The sequence below is a fragment of the Acinetobacter sp. GXMZU3951 genome, assembly GCF_054457875.1.
Genome location: NZ_JBTLFO010000012.1, coordinates 62453 through 85560, shown reverse-complemented (window position 1 = coordinate 85560; position 23108 = coordinate 62453). Strand labels below are relative to the sequence as shown.

The window sequence follows — 23108 nt, the reverse complement described above, 5'->3', positions numbered from 1 at the left end:
AAGATGAAAGATGAAAGATGAAAGATGAAAGATGAAAGATGAAAGATGAAAGATGAAAGATGAAAGATGAAAGATGAAAGATGAAAGATGAAAGATGAAAGATGAAAGATGAAAGATGCCGAATAACAGAGTATTAAATTTCAGGCATAAAAAAACCGCTATAAAGCGGATTATTTATTTCATCTTCAGAAGATGGTCGGAGCAGTAGGATTCGAACCTACGACCCCCTGGTCCCAAACCAGGTGCACTACCAGGCTGTGCTATGCTCCGAAATTGGGGTGAATGACGGGATTCGAACCCGCGACAACTGGAATCACAATCCAGGGCTCTACCAACTGAGCTACATCCACCACTATAAAGTTCTACAGTACCAAGCTACCAAATGGCGCGCCTGACAGGATTCGAACCTGTGACCATCCGCTTAGAAGGCGGATGCTCTATCCAACTGAGCTACAGGCGCATGACCGATGATACTTGGTATCATGCGATACTTTGCCTTGAAGAATTGGTCGGAGCAGTAGGATTCGAACCTACGACCCCCTGGTCCCAAACCAGGTGCACTACCAGGCTGTGCTATGCTCCGATTCATCTCAGCTTTTTTCGTATCGCACATCGTGCGGTACGGTGTGCATTCTAGGCGTGACGCCCGAGAACGTCAACACCTATATTTAAAAAAAGTTAAAAAAATGCTTCAAACGTATAAATATCAAGCATTTCAGACATTTTTTATACAATATTTATCGTTTTAAACTCGCGCTGAAACTTAGCATGCGATCTAGAGGTAGTTTTGCACGCTCGGCAAGGGCTGGATCAACATGAATTTCCTGATCGCCTTGCTGTAAGACCTGCAAAATACCATCGAGTTCATTCATCGCCATCCACGGACAATGTGCACAAGAACGACAGGTTGCACCTTCACCAGCTGTTGGTGCTTCCACCAAAATTTTATTCGGCACAGCTTGTTGCATCTTGTAGAAGATGCCGCGATCTGTCGCCACAATTAAACGTTCATGCTGCAAGGTCTGAGCCGCTTTAATCAGTTGTGAAGTACTCCCCACAGCATCCGCAATATCCACGACCGATTCTGGAGATTCTGGATGCACCAATACAGCAGCATCTGGGTATAAGGCTTTCATATTGGCAATCCCGCGTGCACGGAACTCTTCATGTACAATACAAGCCCCATCCCACAGCAACATATCCGCACCCGTTTTTTTCTGGATATAGCGGCCTAAATGCTGATCGGGTGCCCAAATAATTTTTTCACCCAAGCTATCTAGGTGCTCAATAATCTCTACCGCGCAGCTTGAGGTCACCACCCAGTCTGCACGTGCTTTAACCGCAGCAGAGGTGTTGGCATAGACCACAACAGTATGATCAGGATGCTGATCGCAGAATGCAGTGAACTCATCCACTGGACAGCCCAAATCGAGTGAACAGGTTGCTTCCAAGGTTGGCATGAGCACGGTTTTTTCAGGGGATAGAATTTTTGCAGTTTCCCCCATGAACTTCACTCCTGCTACAACCAAAGTTGAAGCAGCATGGTCACGACCAAAGCGTGCCATTTCTAAAGAATCAGAAACACAGCCACCGGTTAACTCTGCTAATTCCTGTACTTCAGGATCGCAGTAATAATGCGCGACTAGAACAGCATCACGTTTTTTCAATTCCGCTTTGATTTGTTCAAATTTTTCCTGTTTGGCTTGCTCAGTTAAATGATTGTCCTTTGGCTCGCCTAAACGGTCTAAATGCGCCTGCACAATCGATTTTGCGTCATTGGCAATTAAATTGGTCGCATCATTCATAAAAACGTCTTCTCTATCCCAGCTGCTTGTTTACAAGCGGTGCATCCATAACACGGTCAAACTATGCATAAGCCGTTGACCAGTCATTCAAAAAACCTTAATTGATAAAAAAGCCTCACATCGGAGGCTTTTCTTCACTCAAATTCCATTAAGAACGGTAATCCGCATTAATTTTGACATAGTCATAAGATAAATCACAGGTATAGACCGTGTCCTTCGCTTGTCCACGTCCCAAATCGACCCGAATGGTAATCTCTGGCTGTGCCATTACGCGTGCGCCTTCTGCTTCAGTATAATCAGCTGCTGCGCCACCATCCTTACAGATTTGTACATCATCTAACCAAACCTGAATTTTTTCAACCTCTAAATTTTTCACGCCTGCATAACCAATGGCCGCCAAAATACGTCCCCAGTTTGGATCAGATGCAAAAAATGCCGTTTTGACTAAGGGTGAATGCGCAATGCTATAGGCGATATCACAACATTCCTGCGTATCGGCACCACCTTCAACCGCTACGGTCATAAACTTGGTTGCACCCTCTCCATCACGGACGATGAGCTGCGCTAAACGCTTCATTACACGGTTTAACACGTCAAGCACAACAGCATAACGAGCATCTTCAACCGAGGTAATTTCAGCACCGCCCGCTTGACCTGTCGCGACAAAAATACAGGAATCGTTGGTTGAGGTATCGCCATCGATGGTAATACGGTTAAACGATTGGTTCACGCTAATATGTAACAGTTGTTGTACTAATTCACGCGAAATTGGGGCATCCGTTGCTACATAACTCAACATGGTCGCCATATTCGGGCGAATCATGCCTGCGCCTTTAGAAATTCCTGTCATAGTGTAGCGAACACCATCCAGTTCAAACTGTTCAGAAGCCCCTTTCGGCGTGGTGTCTGTGGTCATGATGCCAAAGGCAGCATCGGTCCAGGCATCTTCCTGCACGCTGTCTAAGGCAGGTTGAAGTCCTGCAACTAACCGTGGCATTGGTAATTGCTCACCAATCACCCCAGTTGAAAAAGGTAAAACCTGTTCTGGGCTTACGCCAGCCAGTTGAGCCAGTTGCACACAGGTTTCTTGGGCATTTTGCATGCCTAATGGACCTGTCCCTGCGTTGGCATTGCCTGTATTAATAATTAAATAACGTGGATTACCGACAGCTAAATGTGCTTTAGATACATGTACAGGTGCTGCACAAAAGGCATTTTGTGTAAAAACACCCGCGACATTTGAGCCTTCAGCCAATTCAAAAATGACCAGATCACGTCGGTTCTGATAGCGAATATATGCTTCAGCCGAACCGATTTTTACCCCTTTAACCACATGCATCTGTGGCATAGTAACGTCACCCACTGCCATTTTGAAATGTCCACTTTGTTGTTCAAGTAAGTGTCACAGCTTAGTAGAAATACGGCTAAAAATCGAGGTGTTTCAGGCAATTTCCTTCACGATTACAACGCTTGATGGAAACTCATGGTTAAGCGCTCTAAAAATTAGGATAACGAGACAACAATCCCCCGCTTGGCTCAATAAAAACCATAAAAAAAAACAGCCCGAAGGCTGCATTTTATAAATCAGATTTAGTTTGCAGCTAACTGCGGAGAATTTCCAGCAAGAGCCTGCTTGGCTTGCTCCTGACTTTCCACTGAAAGCGCTGGATTGGCTGCCACAATACGACTGGCTGTGGTTGTGGTTGCTGCACTAACTGCAGCGGTTTTCAGAATAATTGGACGTTGCTGCGGATTTGGAAAGGTATATTTAATCCCTGTACGCGGACTCATGACGGTCACATTGGTATCTTGCACCGTTGCTGGCGCGGTAGTTGCCCCTTGTGCGGCTGTCACCTTTGCCATGGTCGTAGTTGCAGGAGTATTCGCCATCGCCAAAGTCGGGATTGCCAAAGCGGCAATAACCAAAGGTTGTAATAATTTTTTCATTGTCTTTCGCTTTTCAGTTTCCGATGAGCAACTTAATAACACTTAATGTTTAGCACTGCAAACCTTATTCACATCTTGCAAATATTTCACTACATTGCGTGCCGCAATAAAAAACCCTTGCCAGACATGAAGCATTTATCAGATCGGACAAGGGCTAATTTAATCAATTGATAAAATTAAATTTTACCGTGACATTGTTTGTATTTTAGACCTGAACCACAAGGACAAGGCGAGTTACGGCTTGCAGGCGGCTCTATGTCTTGTGCAGAGGCTGGACTAAAGCCTGCATGTTGTTCGGGTTGAGCTTGCGAAGTCACTTCACCCGTTAAACCATCTACTTCATCATGTGATAAATTCAGCTGCATGGCTTGGGCTTGGGCTTGCTTTTGTGCTTCCATTGCAGCCAACTCTTCAGGCGTTGGAACATGGACACGCGACAAATCAGTTACCACGTCAGTTTTGATTACCGCCAACATGTTCACGAAGAGATTGAACGCTTCTTTCTTATATTCTTGCTCAGGATTCTTTTGTGCATAACCACGTAAATGAATACCTTGACGCAAATAATCCATTGCAGCCAAATGATCTTTCCAATGGCGATCTAAAGCACTAAGCACAAAGTGACGTTCCAGCATCGCTGCTGATTCTGGCCCCATTTGCTCACGACGTGAACGGTAACGTGTCACAATTTCATCAGTAATACGATCCACCAAAGCTTCTTCGTCCAAACGACGTTCACTTTCCAACCAATGGTTAATCGGTAAATCGACTGCGAACTCTTCACGTAAAGCACGCTCAAGTCCCTCGATATCCCATTGATCATGAATTGATTCAGGAGGAATGTAGTTGGCAATCACGGCTTTCATCACTTCATGATGCATTTCTTCAATATAATCTTGCAGGGTGTTTTCTGCTAAGACATCATCACGTTGCGAATAAATAATCTTACGCTGTTCGTTGTTTACATCGTCATATTTCAACAAGTTCTTACGAATATCAAAGTTACGCGCTTCAACTTTACGCTGGGCATTTTCAATGGAGCGTGACACCATTTTGTGCTCAATCGCTTCATCTTCCTGCAAGCCCATGGCACGCATCATAGCCACTACACGGTCACCGGCAAAGATACGCATCAAGTCATCTTCAAGTGACAAGTAGAAACGTGAAACCCCTGGATCCCCTTGACGTCCTGCACGACCACGCAACTGGTTGTCAATACGACGCGATTCATGACGCTCAGAACCGATAATATGCAAACCACCGGAAGCCAAGACCATTTCGTGGTTTTGCTCCCACTCTTCTTTTAAACGCGCTTCATCTTCAGGTGTATGATTTTCAATTTTGGCCAGTTTGGCTTTCCAGTTACCACCCAAAATAATGTCTGTACCACGACCGGCCATGTTGGTGGCAATGGTCACGGCACGTGGTGAACCGGCTTGAGCAATAATGTCTGCTTCACGTTCATGCTGCTTGGCATTCAAGACTTCGTGCTGAATGCCTGCTTCTTTCAGTTTTTCCGAGAGAATTTCAGAAGCTTCAATCGTGGCCGTACCAATCAGAATTGGAGCAACACCAGCCTCATGCACACGTTGAATTTCTTGAATAATCGCGTTGTATTTACCATTACGGTTTAAATAGATTAAATCGTTTTGATCCTGACGAATCATTGGTCGGTGTGTCGGAATAATTACCACATCCAAACCATAGATTTCTTTCATTTCCGCAGCTTCGGTATCTGCAGTACCCGTCATACCAGACAGTTTTTTGTATAAACGGAAATAGTTCTGGAATGTCGTGGTTGCCAAAGTCTGGTTTTCAGGTTGAATTTCAAGACCTTCTTTGGCTTCAACTGCTTGGTGTAAACCTTCTGACCAACGACGCCCCGGCATGGTACGTCCAGTGTTCTCATCGACAATAATCACTTCACCTTCGTGAATGATGTAATGCACGTTACGTTGATACAGGAAATGGGCACGAATTGCAGCGGTCACATGATGCACCAAGTTGAGATTCGATGCTGAATACAGGCTCTCACCTTCAGCCAAGAGTCCCATTTCGATTAATTCATTTTCAACAGTTTCAAAACCCACTTCGGTCATTTCTACCGAACGCTGTTTTTCATCAATCCAAAAATGACCACCATCTGCAACTTTTTCTTCTTTCTGTGCATGTAGTTTCGGTGGAATCGTATTGATTGCTGCATAAAGCTGAGAAGAGTCATCACTTTGACCCGAGATAATCAACGGTGTACGTGCTTCATCAATTAAAATTGAGTCCACTTCATCGATAATGGCATACACCAATCCGCGCTGCTTTTTCTCTGCAAGCGCAAACACCATGTTGTCACGCAGGTAGTCAAAACCAAATTCATTGTTGGTACCGTAAGTAATGTCGGCACGGTAAGCATCTGCTTTTTCCATTGGGTTTTGCATGGAATAGATAATGCCAATGCTAAGACCCAAGAATTCAAACAATGGACGGTTTAACTCGGCATCACGCTGGGCCAAGTAGTCATTGACAGTAATGACATGCACACCCTGACCACTAATTGCGTTGAGATAACAAGCGAGAGTCCCCATGAGGGTTTTACCTTCACCAGTACGCATCTCAGCAATTTTACCTTCATGTAGGGTAATACCACCAATCAACTGCACATCATAGTGTCGCATTCCCATGACACGTTTTGCGGCTTCACGACAAACGGCAAATGCTTCTGGCAATAATTTATCGAGGCTTTCACCTTTGTTATAACGTTGTTTGAATTCTTCGGTTTTTGCAGATAAGTCTGCATCGCTTAAGGCAGATATCGTCGGCTCGAGCGCATTAATCTTGTCTACGATTTTACGCATGCGTTTGAGTTCGCGCTCATTTTTGGTACCGAAGATTCCTCCGATCAGACTTGCCAACATGAATAGACTCTCTAAATCTTGCTTGTCAATGAATAAATTTTTTCTCAGACGTTATTATGGTGCTAGAAATTTGAAGTACAAGGGTTTTGCACAAAACCAATAAAAAAATTCTGATCACTGGTTCTAGCCCCTGACCTAAGGCGAAATAATGTAACAAATTTCAGCCAAGCGATATAGAGCGTTGATCTTGAATCCCTGCTTATTTTCTCAACAAGACGGATTTTGCTTATTCCATTGCTGCATAACCAAATGCAAAAAAGCTATTTTTCTTAGTAAAAGAATTGCGCGATAGTCTTAGCTATAGCCAATACACAACAGCATTGAGGGAATTTAAAATGTCATTACGTCTAGGTGATATCGCACCCAATTTTGAACAAGACTCCAGTACAGGTCGAATTCATTTTTATGATTATTTAGGAGAGAGTTGGGGCATCCTGTTTTCACATCCCGCAGACTACACGCCAGTCTGTACCACAGAACTCGGTTATACCGCCAAACTACAAGACGAGTTTGCCAAGCGAGGAGTCAAAGCCATTGCCCTATCTGTCGATGATGTTGAATCCCATCAGGGCTGGATTCAGGACATTAATGAAACTCAAAATACCACCGTTAATTTCCCAATTCTTGCTGATCATGATCGAAAGGTCTCCACCCTGTATGATTTTATTCACCCGAATGCCAGTGAAACTTTGACGGTGCGTTCTTTCCTAATTATTGACCCGAATAAGAAAGTCCGCCTCATCATTACCTATCCCGCCTCTACAGGACGAAATTTTCATGAAATTTTGCGCGTGATTGACTCTTTGCAACTCACTGACCAGCATAAAGTGGCCACACCGGCCAACTGGACACACGGGGACGATGTGGTGATTATTCCATCCTTACAAGATGAAACTGAACTGCAACAACGCTTTCCGCAAGGTTATACCGCGGTAAAACCCTATTTACGCCTAACGCCGCAACCGAATCTAAAATAAAGCATCCCGAATTCAATCATTCTTTTAAACCTGTCTACGGACAGGTTTTCCGTCTGCTTAATGCCTAGATAACAAGTTGTATTTGGTATTTAGGCGACAGTCAGTTATAAATACTGCAGCACATTTTAAGAATAATTCCTGTGATTCATAAAATTCATCATTTACATTGTGGCAGCATGTGCCCCATTTGCGGTCCCTTATTTGGACAAAAGGGACTGCATGCCCATGTTATTTGTCATTGCTTATTGTTAGAAACAGACCGAGGCTTGGTTCTGATTGATACTGGCTTGGGTGTTCAAGATCTGCTGCATACCAAAGCCCGTCTAGGTAGCATGATCGCGCGTTTCGGTAACATTGAAAATAATTTAGAGCTGACCGCTATCGCGCAAATCCAGAAACTCGGTTTTCACCCGAAAGATGTCCAGCATATTTTTATCTCGCATTTAGACTTTGACCATGCGGGAGGGATTTCAGACTTCCCTCACGCAACCGTGCATGTCCTGTCATCAGAATACAATGCCACGCAAAACCTCAGTCATTACAAACGAAAAGCACGCTATAAAGTCAAACAGTTTCAACAACACCGTTACTGGAACTTTATTGAACCCATTGCTGAAGAAAACTGGTTTAATCTAAAACATATTCGTAATTTTGATTTGTTTGAAAATGACCTCTTAATGGTTCCTCTATTGGGGCATACCGCAGGACATAGTGGCATTGCTGTCCGTAATCAGGAGAATTGGCTACTCTTCTGTGGCGATGCCTACTACTCGCATTTACAGCTTGACGGTCAGCATCCGTTAAGAGCCTTGAACCAACTCGAGCAGTTTTTTGCAGAAGATAACCAAGCACGTGTAGACAATCTGAAACGGCTGCAGATACTTTCTCAAACACATCCTGAAGTGCAACTCATCTGCGCTCATGATCCTGTTGAATTAGCACGATACCCATCAAGATGAAATCTAAACTCCTCCTCTGCGGTCTAATCATTTCTACCCTGAATCTAACCGCTTGCATGACCACACCCGCACTTCCAGCCGACAGCCGTCCTCAGCATTGGGGAAGCGTACTGGATCGGGCCAATAATTTTTATCAAGTCAGTGCCGATGTGTTCCGTAGCGAACAACCCAATGCTGAAATGATCAAACAACTGCAAGCCAATGATATTGATGTGGTGATTAATCTAAGGTCACGTGACCACGACCCAAAACAGCTCAATGCCGATCAATTCAATCTGGTTCATATCCCGATTCATACTTGGGCCATGAGCCGTGAAGATTTGCTGGCGGTGATGCGTCAAATTCAACTCGCAAAAGCACAACATCAAAAAGTGCTGATTCATTGCTATCACGGTTCCGACCGGACTGGTGCCAGTATTGCCATGTATCGAATTATTTTTGAAAAATGGAAGATTGAAGATGCGCTACAAGAAATGAAATATGGTGGCTATGGTTTTCATCCCATTTGGCAAAACATTGAAAATTTATTCAGCCCTGAAAATGTAAAATGGATTCAAGAACAACTCTCGAATCCATCTTAAATAGGTCATCTAAGCCGCGATTAACGACGATCGAGCGGTACCCAGTCAATTACCCAAGCCGATTTCATATTGAGACTGGCATCAGTTGTAATTTTTTTACGGGTGACATCTGCGATATCTCGGCTTTTGGCTGGGCCGACCATAATGCGGATTCCCTTAGACGTCGGGCTTTGTACCACTTTATAGCCCTTAGCTTTTAACTTAGAAATCAGTGCGTCGGCATTGGCGGCATTGGCAGCAAGCGCCACTTGCACCATCCACTGCTTATCACCATTTTCCAGCAACTCACGGGCTTTTTCAGCTTCGGCCTTTTTCTTGGCATCTTCTTTACGTTTCGCTTCAGCTTCACGCAGTTTCTTTTCTTCTGCTGCTTTCGCCGTTGCTTGACGTTCTTGATCAGCTTTACGCTGTGCTTCAAGTTTACGTTGAGCTTCTACTTCACGCTGTTTTTTCTCTTCAGCAGCTTTGGCTTGAGCTTTACGCTCTTCCTCGGCCTTACGCTGAGCGTCTGCTTTGCGACGTTCTTCACTTTGTTGTTTATCAGCATCAGCCTGTTGTTTTGCTTTCTGCTGATCTAACTTCTTTTGTGCAGCAAGTTTTTCCTCAGCTAAACGTTTTTGTTTAGCTTTTTCATCCTCAACCAATTCTGGTGGAATATTATCTGAACTTTGCTGTGCCCCCGTGCGAGCCGCATTTAAAGCAGCATACTCTTCGGCAGCTTTACGTGCCGCATCCGCCTCAGCCTGTTGTTGCATCGCTAGAAATTCAGCAGCACGTGCTTCCTGTTCTGCAACCGCTTTCTCACGGGCACGACGTTGTTCTTCCAGTAGACGTTTTTCCGTTTCTACATCTACAGTGAGTCCCTGAAGCTGAACTGCACCAGTATCGGGCTTAACATTGTTGGACTGAACTTGTTCAATCGGTTCAGCCTGTTTCACATTATTTTGATGAATTTCTTCTTGACCCTTCAGAAGCAAGGCTGCCAATAAAACACCGCCACCCAGTAAAACAACGCCACCCATCCAGCGTTGTTTGTTATTCATTGACATTCTTCCAAATACTCCCAGACTGCTTCCAAGGTATGAAATGAACCACATACCAAAATCAGCTGATTATTTTTAGATTCATCGAGCGCTGATTGGAAAGCGAATTGTACATTCGTAAATTGTTGTACTGCCTGATGTTGCAATGCTTCATCTAGCTGCGCGATTTCCGCAGCCCGCGGCACAGTTAAGGGTGCAATTTTCCACATTGAAACATCGCTTTTCAATGCCTCCACCACAGATTTAATATCTTTATCTGCCAGCATGGAAAAGACTGCAACCACTTCCGTGTATTGTTTATTGTATTTTAAGAAATTTCGCAATTGCTTTAACAAAAATTCTACGCCATGTGGATTGTGTCCAGCATCGAAAATCACGGTTTTATCGGCAATCTGGCGAATTTCAAAGCGCCCTGCCAGTTGTGCCTGTTGAATACCTTGAGCAATCGCTGCTTGGTTGACTGCTAAACCGCTCACCAAAATTGCGGCAACGGCGGTTGAAATATTTTCGAGTGCCAAACTTCCCAGTGGGAGTTTTAACGTCGTGCCCGAAGAGGCAAACATCCAGTGCTGGCCATCTTCACTTGGCTGATAGAAATAATCGCGTTCAGCAACAAAAAGTGCTGCATTACAGTCCCGTGCTTTTGTCGCAATAGCGTCAGGTAAAGTTTGTTGCCCCCCAAAAACTACAGGAATATTCGGTCGAATAATCCCTGCCTTTTCATAGGCAATTTTCTCAATGGTATCACCCAACCAGTCAATATGGTCTAGACCGATATTGGTAATGACCGCGACGTCTGGATCAATCACATTGACCACATCCAAACGACCACCAAGTCCAACTTCAAGTACCCAAACATCGCAAGCTTGCTGTTTAAAAATCAAAAAAGCAGCCAAAGTGGTTGCTTCAAAGAAGGATAAACTGAGTCCACACGCACGACGTGCTTGATCGACCTGCACAAAGGCATCAATCAGGCTTTGGTCATCAACTTCCTGACCTGCCAGCTTAACGCGTTCATTAAAACGATAGATATGCGGAGACTGATACAGCCCAACCTTATAACCTTGCGCATTTAAAATGGCCGCTAAAGTTGTAGTGGTTGAGCCTTTGCCGTTGGTGCCAGCAACCGTAATGACTTTCGCCTCAGGTTGCGTAACACCAAGCATTTCAGCGACGGGAATGACGCGTTCTAAACCTAAATCAATCCCCGTAACGTGAACATGGCCCCAATACGAGAGCCATGTGTCTAAATTATCTTGTGCAAGTGGTGCAGTGTTGTTCAAGGTAAATTCATCAATTTGGTCACAATACGATATACAGTATCACGTAATGCATGACGATGAACGATTTGATCGACTACACCATGATCAAGCAGGTATTCAGCGCGTTGGAACGGTTCTTCCAATTTTTCACGCACAGTTTGCTCAATAACACGTTTACCCGCAAAACCAATCATGGCTTTTGGCTCAGCAATATGCACATCGCCTAACATAGCTAAAGATGCTGTTACACCGCCATAGACTGGGTGAGTCAGAACCACGATATAAGGTAAGCCCGCTTCTTTAACGCGTTGAATTGCAGCAGAGGTACGTGCCATTTGCATCAAAGACAACATGCCTTCTTGCATACGCGCACCACCAGAAGCAGCAAAACAGATAAACGGTTGTTTTTTCTCAATCGCACTTTCTGCCGCTTGAACAAAACGATCGCCCACGACTGTACCCATTGAACCGCCCATAAAGTCGAATTCAAAAGCACACGCCGTCATTGCCACGTCTTTAACCAAACCTTGCATCACGATCAACGCTTCAGTTTCACCCGTTTTCTTTTGTGCTTCAGCCATACGCTCAGGATAAGGCTTGCTATCGACAAATTTTAGCGGGTCTTTCGCCACAAATTCTTGACCCAATTCAGTTTTTACTTGATCAAAGAACCAAGTTAAACGATCACGGGCTTTCATACGTAAATGTTCATCACATTGCGGACAAACATAAGCATTAAACGTCATCGCTGTGCGCGTTACCAATGCATGACATTCAGGGCATTCAACTGTTGGTTCTGTAAATGTTGCTTTTAGTGCTTGTTGCTCATCTGGAACTTCAATGCCTGGAACGCCACGTTCAGTCCACGGTGTCGATGGGCTAAGAATTTTCCCTGATTTCACTTCTTGATTCATACTAACTCATCGAGCGCTGCTCGAAGCTCCTTGACTTTATTAACCGTTTCAATCACGGCTTGTTCTGGCGCCAAGCTTGCAAATTGTTTTACAAATGCACTGCCGACAATCACAGCATCGGCTACACTGCCCATCGCTTTCGCGGAAGCAGCATCGCTAATACCAAAACCCACACCTACAGGAATATCTGTTTCTGCTTTAATTTTTTGGATACGTGCTGCAGCTTCAGACATGTCTAAAGTTGCTGCGCCCGTTACCCCTTTCAAAGAAACATAATAGATAAAACCACTTGCTTGCTTGACCACATGATGAATACGTTCATCCGTAGAGGTTGGAGCCAGTAAGAAAATTTGATCCATGTTGTACTTTGCGAGGACGTCATCCAGAGCCTGTGCTTCTTCTGGCGGTAAATCGACCAGCAAGATGCCATCTACACCACATTCATTGGCATAGGCTACAAATTTTTCATAGCCAATCACTTCAACAGGATTGAGATATCCCATTAATACCACTGGTGTTTCCTGATCCTTCTGACGGAACTCTTTCACCATATTCAAAGCATCTAGGGTATTGGTTCCACCAGCCAAAGCACGCTCTGCGGCCAAAGCAATGACAGGACCATCCGCCATAGGGTCTGAAAATGGCAGTCCAAGTTCAATAACATCTACGCCCGCCTCAACCATTTGATGTAACAAAGGTACTGTTACTTGCGGATGAGGATCTCCAGCCATCACATAGGAAACCAGCGCTTTACGCTGTTGAGATTTAAGTTGTCCAAAACGAGTGGCTAAACGTGACATAGGGTTGTACATTCCTTGAATTATTTAAAACTGAGGAGTTGGTTTTGTAGAAATACAAGACAACGCATTGTAACGCTATTTTTTACACATTGAATAGAGTTCATGCACTTCCTTTGAATTTCATACGACATCACATGATTCAGAACAACCCGAAAGCTACATTTACTAATATTTGAAGAGTTTTCTCAATGATCAAAGATGCCTAATTTTCGGGTTTATGTAAGCTTGCAAAATGGGGCAAATCTTCGCCCTGAAGCAAGGAAGCCCATTTGCCAGTCTCAGGGCATTTTACATTTTAAGTTTTCAGAAATTGTATCGGCTACATTATACTAAGCCGACTTATTCGCTGTTTCCTTAATTTTATGACCTCCGACCCTCAGAGCAAGGTGCAAGCCCGAGCGCTTGCACTACTCCCCCTTATTGTTTTTTTGGCTATCTTTTTGGGTAGCGGAATTTATCATTCGCTGATTGGGACTGAATTTGCCTTTTATCAAATTAAGGCTCCTGTTGCAGCATTACCCGCAGTGATCCTGGCGGTTTTAATTTATCGCGGGAAGTTAAATCAAGCGATTGACACCTTCCTCAAAGGGGCGAGCCACCCGAACCTTATTTTAATGTTCATGGTGTTTATGCTGGCTGGAGCATTTGCCAGTACCAGTAGCGCAATTGGCAGTGTCGATGCAACCGTACAGCTGGGATTATCATTGATTCCTCCTGCTTTTGTGCTACCTATGCTGTTTATTATCTCGGCATTTATTGCGACTGCAATGGGCACCTCAATGGGCACGATTGCTGCTTGTGCACCGATTGCTTTTGGCTTTGCCCAAGTGACGGATATTGAGACGGTGATGGCAATTGGTGCTGTGGTAAGTGGTGCAATGTTTGGTGATAACCTGTCTATGATTTCAGACACTACTATCGCTGCCACCAGTAGCCAAAAAGTACAATTGCGAGATAAATTTCGGGTCAATATCTGGATTGCAGGTCCTGCAGCGATTATTACCATTTTAGTTTATATTTTGATGAGCAAAGACGCTCAAAGTATTCAATATAAAGACTTTGACCTATGGCTCATTCTGCCTTATGTCGCAGTATTCTTTTTGGCTTTTAGCCGATTACACGTATTGGCGGTGCTCAGCATTGGCATACTCATTTCAGCCATGATTGGCTTAATGCAGCATGCTGAGTTTACTCTGCTAAAGCTTAACAGCGCCATTTATGACGGCTTTGTCGGCATGTTTGAAGTGGCATTATTGTCGATGTTACTCGGTGGACTCTCGGCCATTATGCAACGTGAGGGTGGTTTGGAATGGCTGATTCAGCGAATTTATAGCCTGACCCGACTGTTAAAAGTTGGACAACAGCGTGCAGGAGAATTTGGGGTCAGTTTCTTGGTAATTTTCTCCAACCTGTTCGTGGCCAATAATACCGTTGCAATTATTTTGTCGGGGGATATGGCGCGTGAAGTTGCTCAAGAATATGGTTTAGATCCCAAACGTGTAGCAGCCTTACTGGATATTTTTTCCTGCGTCGTACAAGGCTTGATTCCTTATGGTGCTCAACTATTATTGGCGTGTTCGATTGCCAAACTCTCTCCTGTTGAGCTAATTGGTCACATTTATTATTGCTGGGTATTGGCGATTTTTGCCATCTTAGCCATTACCTTGCGCTATCCACGCCTTGCAGCCAAAACCGACTAAACATTTTGGTGAAGAATAATTCAGTGAATCATCACAGCGCTGAATTATTCTGGCAGTTTTAATTGCTGTCTACGCATCAACAAGGTCTGCCCTGTAGCCGTTTTAAACGCACGTGCCAATGCAGATTGATCCGAATAGCCCAACTCCACAGCGATTTCACTCAAACTTAAATGCTGTTGCAACAACAGCTCACAGCGTTTCATTCGTTCGGTTTCAATAATTTTCTTATAGGAACAATCAAACTGCCCTAGCTGACGCTGTAAAGTTCGTACCGAAAGATGCAGCTCTTGTGCAATCCACTCCAATTTCGGCACATCCTGATGAAAAATCAAATACTCAGCGACGAGGGTCTGCAAATGTGTCATTAAATTAGTACGCTCGGATTTGGCCGCAATCACCTCTTCGGCATGCTTAAGCAGTAAATGATTCAGCGATGGATCTGGTTGTTGTGATTTTAAGAACAAACTTTCACGATTCAAGGCGAGCGCATAATGACTTTGATTGAAGCAGACCTCACAACCATAAAAACGCTGATAATGATACACGGCGCATTGCGGCGGATGAGCGAAATACAAAGTCTGAAAAGCAAACGCTTCAGCAGAAAAAATTTGGCGTGCCAGTTGCACCATCGCAGCTACCAGCATTTCATTAATCAGCACCAACGCTGGATGCGAAACAGCCCAATAAAGATGAATAGCCGTTTCAGACTGCGACATATGCACGGGTAAGGTTTCACGACCATCAATCACCAAGCGATTAAAACGCAATACGAATTGTAAGGCTTCCGCCACACTACTGCTTTTAGATGCAAGATAACCCAATATGCCAAAATGCTCAGGTTGAACATACTGCACCATATCGAAAATCAGATGCGGGCAGTTGAGTTGGAGTCTGGTTTGTTGTATTAAATTGATAAACAAAACGTAGGATGATTGTGCATCTATCGGCTGTGATAAAATAAAACTTAGCTGTTGTTTTTGCGTGGTCGTGAATGGCAAAGCAAAAGCATCAATATCACGTGATTTTAGATAACTATGCCATAAGTGAAAAAAGCCATTGGGGATTTGTAATGTATACATGGCTCCACCCGTCTGTTTAACATTTTTTTATTTTCAATATGGCGTAAAATGTATAAAAATTGGCAAGTAGTGTCAAAACTTATCCGACCAATATCGACATACTGCTCTTATCAAAGGTTCTATTAGTCAAAACAAAGATGAATACAATAGTCCGCACCCAGCTCCATCCTGTTGTTCGTACCGAATTCAATTTCAAATTGGATGAGGCGCCTCGCTATTGGATGAACAATGACCCCTTTCTCACTCGTGTTTTTGATGCACTCAGTCTGACCTTTCCAGATGGGGAACGCTATTTCATCCAATCGGTCCGATTGTTTAAAGACAAAATTAAAGATCCTGAATTACAACAACGTGTGGCCGATTTTATCCGCCAAGAAGCCCAACATGGTATTGCCCATGAAAAAATGAACCATGTCTTGCGTGCTCAAGGTATGCCGGTCGACCAATTTATTCAACGCATTAATAAAGTCTTTAAATTCGAGCTTGAAGAACGCTCCCCCCAATACAATATTGCCATGACTGCAGCGGCCGAACATTTAACCGCGTTAATGGCAGAAACCTTTTATGGCAAGAAAGAAACTTTAGCCCATGCCCACCCTTATGTGCGGGCACTTTTGGCTTGGCATGCTATTGAGGAAATGGAGCATCGTGATGTCGCATTTGATGTCATGCAACAAGTCGGTGAAGTTTCTGAACTGATGCGACGTTGGGCCTTAATTCTCACCACCCTGATGATGATTGGCTTTACTCTCTATCGTGCCAATATCATGCTTAGACATGATGGTTTTGGTCGTTGGCAACGCCTGAATATGATTATTAAGGGCTTGCCTTGGTTTTTTGGACGCAAAGGTACGCTAACCAGTATTCGTAAACAATATATTGATTGGTTTAAAAAAGACTTCCACCCCTCGCAGCAACCAATTATTCGTCAATACGATGTCTGGGTGAACACCCTGGCTGAAACCAATGATCCGATTCAAGCCGGTGAAGCATTCTGGCAAGCGGCACAGAGTCAAACTTAAATATTTTTTGCATGTTTAGCTCAGCTCAAAAACAGATCCCGACCTGAGCTAAACATCAGCCCAAGCCACTACCATTTCGCATAATGCTGTTCTAAAAGACCATACTCATCCAGCAATACAATTTCCTGATCATTTTGGACAATCGTGCCACTAATACGCGCTTGCCACTGGCTAAATTGACTTCCAACCAATCTCAAATTTAAGTTTTCATAACGGCGCCAGCTGGTGGTGACATTCAAATTTAAACGCTGATCTAAAGACCGAATGGTCCAGCGACCTTCTTCCTGCTGTTGAAATAAAATGTCGGTTAATGGAAAGAGTTCACCATTAATCCATAAACAGTTTTCGTTGCCAAAACTTTCATTCACACCAGAAGCCAAATTCAGCCCAATGCGCTGATTGTTAACATCCCAGAAATTACAAGATAACCAGAACCATGCCGTCTCAGGACGCAAAAAACCACAGGTGTCGTCTAAGGAGGCAAATGTTTTTTCGTGAAATTGCACCACTTGACTCTGCTTATTTACAAAGTAGCCCTCACACCCTAGTGTGGTCAGCTTTTGGGTATAGGTCCAGCCATTAATCCCTGTCGGGCTACACATACTTAAAGCATTCGTTCCCGCACAAAAAATACGGGCATTTAGCTTGATTTCACCATACTTGGTGACACGTATATAACGCACCCCATTGGCATGCTGCATTTCGATTTGAAATGGAGATTTGTGAAAAAAACTTTGATTATATAAAGGCTGTTCATCCAAAACGGTATTACGCGCTAAAAAATTAATCGCATTCCATTCCATAACTTCTTGCGAAAGATGGTTATAGACATAAAAGAAACCATGCCCTGCCCACGCAATATCCGCAATTGCAACGCCAAGGGTATAATGCTCATGTTGTATAGAACAGAATTTGAATTTTTTGTATTTTAATCGCTTACGCCAGCCATTGAGCACCTCGCCATAAGGCGTTTTATATTGGTATTTTTGAACGTCAATATTCCGAGGTAATGTATCGAACCGTCCATAGTGCGGCTGACCATTCGACTGAATTAAATCCATTTATTCAATTCCCTAGCTAAGTCTATGCTGATTTTTCGTCGTATAACCACCCAATTTTTACAGCCACTTATACTTCACGACGAAGGATCATTTTGATGTCTGCCATCTTAGCACAAAAAAACAGCACTACTGTACACTCAGCACAAAATGTTGAATATTAATCATTTAATAGCAGATATGTGTTTTCCCAATCATTTTTCTGTGGCGTGGCTAATTCTAAATGAATATATTGATTTTCAACCTGAGCCAACGCAATGCAGTCATCCACCTCGAGGACTCGATCTGTATGCGGCTTTTGCCACTGCTGCGCAAAATGCAGCTTCGCCCGTTGTTTCGCCTGCTGTGCATTATTAGCGACGATCAAAACATAACGGTGTAATTCGCCAAATTCCTGCGCATCATAACCACCCAAATTAATCAAAAATAATTTTGGTGCATCTGGCTGTGGAGCCGTGTTACTTAGCCGAATTTGATAATACTGACCTTCAGATTCCACCGTATTGATTTTCATCCAAGCATCAATATGTAAGCCCTTTTGTTCAGCAAACCACGCCTGTCTTAATTGCGGAAAGGTCGCTTCCAAGCTATCCCCCCAAACCGCCACAACATCATGCACTTCGGTATTGGCTCGTTGATGGCGTCCACCCAACATCACAACAAATAAATGGGACATGGCATAGCTCCTCACTAAAAGTATTTGGTTCTTTCTACACTCAAAACTTCAGTATGAGTTTGAGTTGGGTTTTATTGTGATGGCATGATGAAATATGTTTTGAATAATGATCATGTTGAAGAAATGCAAAGTATAAGACAAATCACAATTTGTACATTCCTTGTTTTATTTAAATGAACCAAACGATCAATACACTAAAATTTCAAGCATAAAAAAGCACGAGTCTAGCTCGTGCTTTTGGGACTTATATTGAAATTACATCTCAACCATTTCCACGCCATCAATGCGTGCCACGGTCATCAAGTCTTTATCACCACGTCCAGAAACCGTGGCAATAATGATTTGATCCTTATCCATGGTTGGTGCCAACTTAGTGACATACGCCATGGCATGCGAGCTTTCCAATGCAGGAATAATCCCTTCAATATGGGTTAAATCACGGAAACCTTGTAAAGCTTCATTGTCATTGATTGGCACATATTCAACACGATGCATATCTTTTAGGAAACTATGCTCAGGGCCTACACCTGGATAATCCAAACCTGCCGAAATTGAATGTGTTTCAATAATTTGACCTTGCTCATCCGACATCAAATAAGTCCGGTTACCATGCAAGACGCCGACATGCCCCGCATTTAACGGTGCGGAGTGCTTACCAGTTTCAATGCCATAACCTGCCGCTTCAACACCATACATTTTCACTTCAGCATCATTCAAGAATGGGTAGAACAAGCCCATTGCATTTGAACCACCACCAACACATGCTACAAGCGCATCAGGTAAGCGCCCTGCTTGCTCTTGAATTTGACGACGTGCTTCACGACCAATAATCGACTGGAAGTCACGCACCAATTGTGGATATGGATGTGGACCTGCTACCGTACCAATCACATAATAAGTAGAATCGACATTGGTGACCCAGTCACGCATCGCTTCGTTCATGGCATCTTTCAGCGTTTTTGAACCACTTTCTACAGGTACAACAGTTGCACCCAATAGACGCATACGATACACATTCATGGCCTGACGTTTTACGTCTTCTGCACCCATGAATACCACGCACTCAAGACCTAGACGCGCTGCAATCGTCGCGGTTGCCACACCATGTTGACCTGCACCTGTTTCGGCAATAATACGTTTTTTACCTGAAAGCTTAGCCAAGAGCGCCTGACCAATCGTATTATTGATTTTATGCGAACCGGTATGATTCAGGTCTTCACGTTTTAAATAGATTTGCGCACCACCCAACTCTTTCGACCATCGCTCAGCATAATATAAAGGACTAGGACGACCTACATAGTAGGCGAGATCACGGTCGAATTCTGCCAGAAATTGCTCATCGTTTTTCATACGGAAATAGAGCTTTTCTAAGTCCTCTAATGCAGCCATTAGAGTTTCTGACACAAAACGTCCGCCATGGATACCGAAATGCCCTTTTGCATCAGGGTATTGGGTATAGTCAATCACATTATTTTGCTGATCCACGTTGGACTCCTTGCATAAATCGTTGTATGAGTTGTTGGTCTTTAATACCTTTTGCGGACTCTACACCGCCACTAACATCTACAGCAAAAGGCTGGGTAGTGTGTATTGCATCTTCAATATTGTCAGGATTTAAACCGCCTGCCAAAATTAAAGGAATATCGAGTTGTGGAAACTGAGTCCAGTCAAAACTGTGCCCTGTTCCACCTTTTAGTTCAGGATGCCAAGCATCCAATAAGACTGCGCTTGCACCCACTTGTTGATATTTTTCAATCGTCGCAATCACATCTAAATCGGGTTTGACCTGAATGGCCTTATACCAACGTCGCGCCGTTTGCTCTGCAATGGCCTGACATTGTTCAGGACTTTCATCGCCATGAAACTGCAACATATCTAGAGGGACATGCTTTAAAACCTGCGTAATCTCATCCGCTGTTGCATTGACAAATAACCCTACCACCTGCACATAAGCAGGAATGTGTTGAACCAAGATTTGTGCTTGCTCCATACTGACATTTCGCGGACTGGGCGGATAAAAAACTAAACCAATTGCATCAGCCCCTGACTGTACTACAGACTGAATATCTTCAATACGGGTAATTCCACAAATTTTGGCACGGGTTCGCATACAGTTTCAGCTCTTACTAGACCAAGTTCATAGCCTGTCTATGAATATCGGGGCGAATCATTGTAATGCAATTCTTTTCTCTTGAGTAAAGTTCATCCTGAATATTCTTTACATAGATTGTTTAATTCGCATACAAACCTTATACTGCGCGCAAATGCAATAAGTCATAGCAATATGCTTTAGGGAAGTTGGTGCAAATCCAACACTGCCCCCGCAACGGTAAAACGAAACGTATACCTTTATAAGTTTGCACTTACATCACTGCACTCGTGTGGGAAGATGGGTATACCAATATTGTTCGCAATATTTATATTTAAGTCCGGAGACCTGCTTATTGTCCGTTTAACTCAATCATTCACGGGGGGTGAATGTATGGAGCAAACATGTCAAATTTATTTCAGCCTACTGCTTTAGTGGGCGCAATCGCTATTGCGATGGGTTTCTCTACGTCTGTATCTGCACAAGACAACACTAATGTTGTAAATGCATCTTTGGACACTTTGGTGGTCACGGCTACGCGTTCTGAAGAAAAAATTAAAGATGTTCCTGCGCGTATTAGTGTGATTTCAAAAGCTGAGATTGAAAAAAATCCCTCGCTCAACCTCAATGATCTTGTCAAACAAGATGCTGCTCTAAATGTTGTTCAAACTGGCGGTCTTGGACAAACAACTTCCATTTTTACCCGTGGTACGAGTTCGAATCATACTTTAGTTCTTAAAGATGGTGCTGCCTTAATTGAAGGTATTAACGGTAAAAGTAATTCAGAACTGTTAGACCTATCCGATATTGGTCAAATTGAAATTCTTAAAGGGCCTGCTTCAGTTCAATATGGTTCTGATGCAATTGGCGGTGTCATCCAATTATTGACTGATACCCCAGAGAAAAATAGTGCATTCATTACTGGATTGTATGGTGAGAACAATACCTATAAAGCCCTTGTAGGATTAGATCTTAATCAAGATGGTTTTTTTGCCCAGATTCGTGGTCAGCGCTTAGAAAGTGATGGCACTGAAATTTTAAATACCCAAGGGAAAGATCAAGCGAGTTATGACCAAAAAGGCTACAGCGCTAAGATTGGATACAAACAAGATAATTTTAAAACAAGTGTATCTATTAATGAAAATGAAGGAATCAATCACTATTTAGACTATTCTACAGGTACAAATACAGCACAACGTGATTTTAAAAATCAATTGATCAACTGGAATGGTCTATACCAATTCACAGATGTATTAACTTTAAATGCCCGCTATTCAAATTATCAAGATGAAGCAACTTATATTGAAACGTATTCGTATGCCTATGATAGTGAGCGCAATGAAGGTGACATCAATTTAAATTGGAAGTTCACTCCAAAACAAAACATTTTGTTCGGCGTATCAACGCAAGATACTGATGTGACTTATGATTACCTATCTGGGAAGAAAAACCTTGGGTCTACAGGGTATTATTTACAACATCAGTTTAATAATGCCAGCTTACATACTCAAGCGGGTATTCGCTTAGAAGATGATGATCAATTTGGCCAACATACTGTCGGACAAATTGCTGGACGTTTACAGATTGCTCCTCTAACCAGTATTTATGCCAATATTGGTTCCGCATTTAAAGCTCCTACTGCTTATCAGCTATATGCTGGTTCTTACGGTAATCAAGATTTAAAACCTGAAGAAAGTATTTCTTATGAAATTGGTCTAGATCAACAATTTAATTATGGTTTAAGTACAAGTGCTTCTATGTACTACACACAAGTTAAAAATATGATTGGTGCTAATAAGTTATGGCAATATATCAATACTGATGATGCGAAGATGACTGGTGGCGAACTCGGTCTGAAATGGAAACATGATCAACTGTTTGCATCTGCGGACTATGCTTACGTTAAAACAGAAGATGAGTCTACTGGATTTGAACTCATCCGTCGTCCACGTCAAACCTTCACTTTAACAACAGGATATGATGATGGAACTTATGGTGTAAATACTGCCCTTGTCGCTCGTTCTCATGCAAAAGCTCAACTACGTCAGGATTCAATTAAAGTGCCTGGGTATGCAACGATTGATCTCAATGCATTTTGGAATGTAAATCCAAACATTAAATTGTTCACCAACATCCAAAACATTGGTGATGTGAAATACAAAGCCGTCTATTCAAGCAATGATACTTGGTACATCAACGGCGGTCGTTTCGCCTCTGCTGGGGTAACTTTCCGTTACTAATCTCCAGCTCCAAAAAAATATATAAAATAGCGCAGTTTATGGATAAT

The 23108-nt window shown here is 43.1% G+C and carries 19 protein-coding genes, 4 tRNA genes and 1 riboswitch; of the genes, 6 read left to right on the top strand and 17 right to left on the bottom strand.

Translation table 11 applies throughout. The annotated features are described in order from the left end of the window. Positions 1 to 193 precede the first annotated feature (193 nt). From ACX17N_RS15470 to secA, 8 genes are all read right to left on the bottom strand, one after another. Positions 194 to 270: transfer RNA gene (locus ACX17N_RS15470), tRNA-Pro, on the bottom strand. A gap of 4 nt (positions 271 to 274) precedes the next feature. Then, a tRNA-His gene (locus ACX17N_RS15465) sits at positions 275 to 350 on the bottom strand. Positions 351 to 383: 33 nt separating this feature from the next. Next, positions 384 to 460 (bottom strand) — tRNA-Arg (locus tag ACX17N_RS15460). Positions 461 to 506: 46 nt separating this feature from the next. Further along, positions 507 to 583 (bottom strand) — tRNA-Pro (locus ACX17N_RS15455). A gap of 154 nt (positions 584 to 737) precedes the next feature. Beyond that, positions 738 to 1805 carry a quinolinate synthase NadA gene (gene nadA / locus ACX17N_RS15450; RefSeq protein ID WP_458893456.1) on the bottom strand — a complete coding sequence of 356 codons (1068 nt, stop codon included), beginning with the start codon at positions 1803 to 1805 and terminating at the stop codon, positions 738 to 740. A gap of 148 nt (positions 1806 to 1953) precedes the next feature. Further along, positions 1954 to 3174 (bottom strand): bifunctional glutamate N-acetyltransferase/amino-acid acetyltransferase ArgJ, encoded by a 1221-nt coding sequence (argJ, locus tag ACX17N_RS15445; RefSeq protein ID WP_458893454.1) that lies wholly within the window; start codon positions 3172 to 3174, stop codon positions 1954 to 1956. A gap of 221 nt (positions 3175 to 3395) precedes the next feature. Then, complete coding sequence (locus ACX17N_RS15440) at positions 3396 to 3752, bottom strand: hypothetical protein (RefSeq protein WP_458893453.1); 357 nt, start codon at positions 3750 to 3752, stop codon at positions 3396 to 3398. 176 nt (positions 3753 to 3928) lie between these two features. Continuing rightward, complete coding sequence (gene secA, locus ACX17N_RS15435) at positions 3929 to 6661, bottom strand: preprotein translocase subunit SecA (protein WP_458893452.1); 2733 nt, start codon at positions 6659 to 6661, stop codon at positions 3929 to 3931. A 335-nt stretch (positions 6662 to 6996) separates the two neighbouring features. On the opposite strand from secA, the gene ACX17N_RS15430 reads away from it, so the two are divergent. From ACX17N_RS15430 to ACX17N_RS15420, 3 genes are all read left to right on the top strand, one after another. Next, entirely contained in the window at positions 6997 to 7638 is a 642-nt protein-coding gene (locus tag ACX17N_RS15430; RefSeq protein ID WP_458893450.1) for a peroxiredoxin, read from the top strand. Between the two features lie 140 nt (positions 7639 to 7778). Further along, on the top strand, positions 7779 to 8597 hold the full coding sequence (locus ACX17N_RS15425) for an MBL fold metallo-hydrolase (protein WP_458893449.1): 819 nt from the start codon (positions 7779 to 7781) through the stop codon (positions 8595 to 8597). Next, positions 8594 to 9178, top strand: coding sequence for a dual specificity protein phosphatase family protein (locus tag ACX17N_RS15420; protein ID WP_458893448.1), 585 nt, complete (start codon positions 8594 to 8596; stop codon positions 9176 to 9178). The genes ACX17N_RS15425 and ACX17N_RS15420 overlap by 4 nt, the downstream gene beginning before the upstream one ends. A gap of 20 nt (positions 9179 to 9198) precedes the next feature. Here the strand turns inward: ACX17N_RS15420 and ACX17N_RS15415 are convergent, their stop codons facing one another. The 4 genes from ACX17N_RS15415 to trpA are packed head-to-tail and all read right to left on the bottom strand — an operon-like array spanning position 9199 to position 13197. Then, complete coding sequence (locus ACX17N_RS15415) at positions 9199 to 10227, bottom strand: SPOR domain-containing protein (protein WP_458893447.1); 1029 nt, start codon at positions 10225 to 10227, stop codon at positions 9199 to 9201. Further along, positions 10218 to 11504 carry a bifunctional tetrahydrofolate synthase/dihydrofolate synthase gene (gene folC / locus ACX17N_RS15410; protein WP_458893446.1) on the bottom strand — a complete coding sequence of 429 codons (1287 nt, stop codon included), beginning with the start codon at positions 11502 to 11504 and terminating at the stop codon, positions 10218 to 10220. Before folC ends, ACX17N_RS15415 begins: the two co-directional genes overlap by 10 nt. Then, complete coding sequence (gene accD / locus ACX17N_RS15405) at positions 11501 to 12397, bottom strand: acetyl-CoA carboxylase, carboxyltransferase subunit beta (protein WP_458893445.1); 897 nt, start codon at positions 12395 to 12397, stop codon at positions 11501 to 11503. The genes folC and accD overlap by 4 nt, the downstream gene beginning before the upstream one ends. After that, positions 12394 to 13197: a tryptophan synthase subunit alpha gene (gene trpA, locus ACX17N_RS15400; RefSeq protein WP_458893444.1), complete on the bottom strand. Its 804-nt coding sequence runs from the start codon at positions 13195 to 13197 to the stop codon at positions 12394 to 12396. The genes accD and trpA overlap by 4 nt, the downstream gene beginning before the upstream one ends. 362 nt (positions 13198 to 13559) lie before the next feature. On the opposite strand from trpA, the gene ACX17N_RS15395 reads away from it, so the two are divergent. Continuing rightward, on the top strand, positions 13560 to 14897 hold the full coding sequence (locus ACX17N_RS15395) for a Na+/H+ antiporter NhaC family protein (RefSeq protein ID WP_458893443.1): 1338 nt from the start codon (positions 13560 to 13562) through the stop codon (positions 14895 to 14897). 44 nt (positions 14898 to 14941) lie between these two features. On the opposite strand, the gene ACX17N_RS15390 is transcribed toward ACX17N_RS15395, so the two are convergent. Further along, positions 14942 to 15976 (bottom strand): AraC family transcriptional regulator ligand-binding domain-containing protein, encoded by a 1035-nt coding sequence (locus ACX17N_RS15390; protein WP_458893442.1) that lies wholly within the window; start codon positions 15974 to 15976, stop codon positions 14942 to 14944. A gap of 137 nt (positions 15977 to 16113) precedes the next feature. Between ACX17N_RS15390 and ACX17N_RS15385 the strand changes: the two genes are divergently transcribed. Continuing rightward, positions 16114 to 16998, top strand: coding sequence for a metal-dependent hydrolase (locus ACX17N_RS15385; protein WP_458893441.1), 885 nt, complete (start codon positions 16114 to 16116; stop codon positions 16996 to 16998). 68 nt (positions 16999 to 17066) lie between these two features. Here ACX17N_RS15385 and ACX17N_RS15380 read toward each other — a convergent pair whose 3' ends face one another. From ACX17N_RS15380 to ACX17N_RS15365, 4 genes are all read right to left on the bottom strand, one after another. Beyond that, positions 17067 to 18059 carry a DUF2804 domain-containing protein gene (locus ACX17N_RS15380; RefSeq protein ID WP_458893440.1) on the bottom strand — a complete coding sequence of 331 codons (993 nt, stop codon included), beginning with the start codon at positions 18057 to 18059 and terminating at the stop codon, positions 17067 to 17069. Between the two features lie 157 nt (positions 18060 to 18216). Next, positions 18217 to 18732 carry a DUF1543 domain-containing protein gene (locus ACX17N_RS15375; protein ID WP_458893439.1) on the bottom strand — a complete coding sequence of 172 codons (516 nt, stop codon included), beginning with the start codon at positions 18730 to 18732 and terminating at the stop codon, positions 18217 to 18219. A gap of 255 nt (positions 18733 to 18987) precedes the next feature. Further along, positions 18988 to 20217, bottom strand: coding sequence for a tryptophan synthase subunit beta (gene trpB / locus ACX17N_RS15370; protein ID WP_458893438.1), 1230 nt, complete (start codon positions 20215 to 20217; stop codon positions 18988 to 18990). Further along, a complete protein-coding gene (locus tag ACX17N_RS15365; protein WP_458893437.1) occupies positions 20201 to 20842 on the bottom strand; it encodes a phosphoribosylanthranilate isomerase in 642 nt (213 codons plus the stop codon). The genes trpB and ACX17N_RS15365 overlap by 17 nt, the downstream gene beginning before the upstream one ends. A 144-nt stretch (positions 20843 to 20986) precedes the next feature. Further along, positions 20987 to 21191: riboswitch (cobalamin riboswitch) on the top strand. A 34-nt stretch (positions 21192 to 21225) separates the two neighbouring features. On the opposite strand from ACX17N_RS15365, the gene ACX17N_RS15360 reads away from it, so the two are divergent. Continuing rightward, entirely contained in the window at positions 21226 to 23061 is a 1836-nt protein-coding gene (locus ACX17N_RS15360) for a TonB-dependent receptor plug domain-containing protein (protein ID WP_458893436.1), read from the top strand. Positions 23062 to 23108 lie beyond the last annotated feature (47 nt).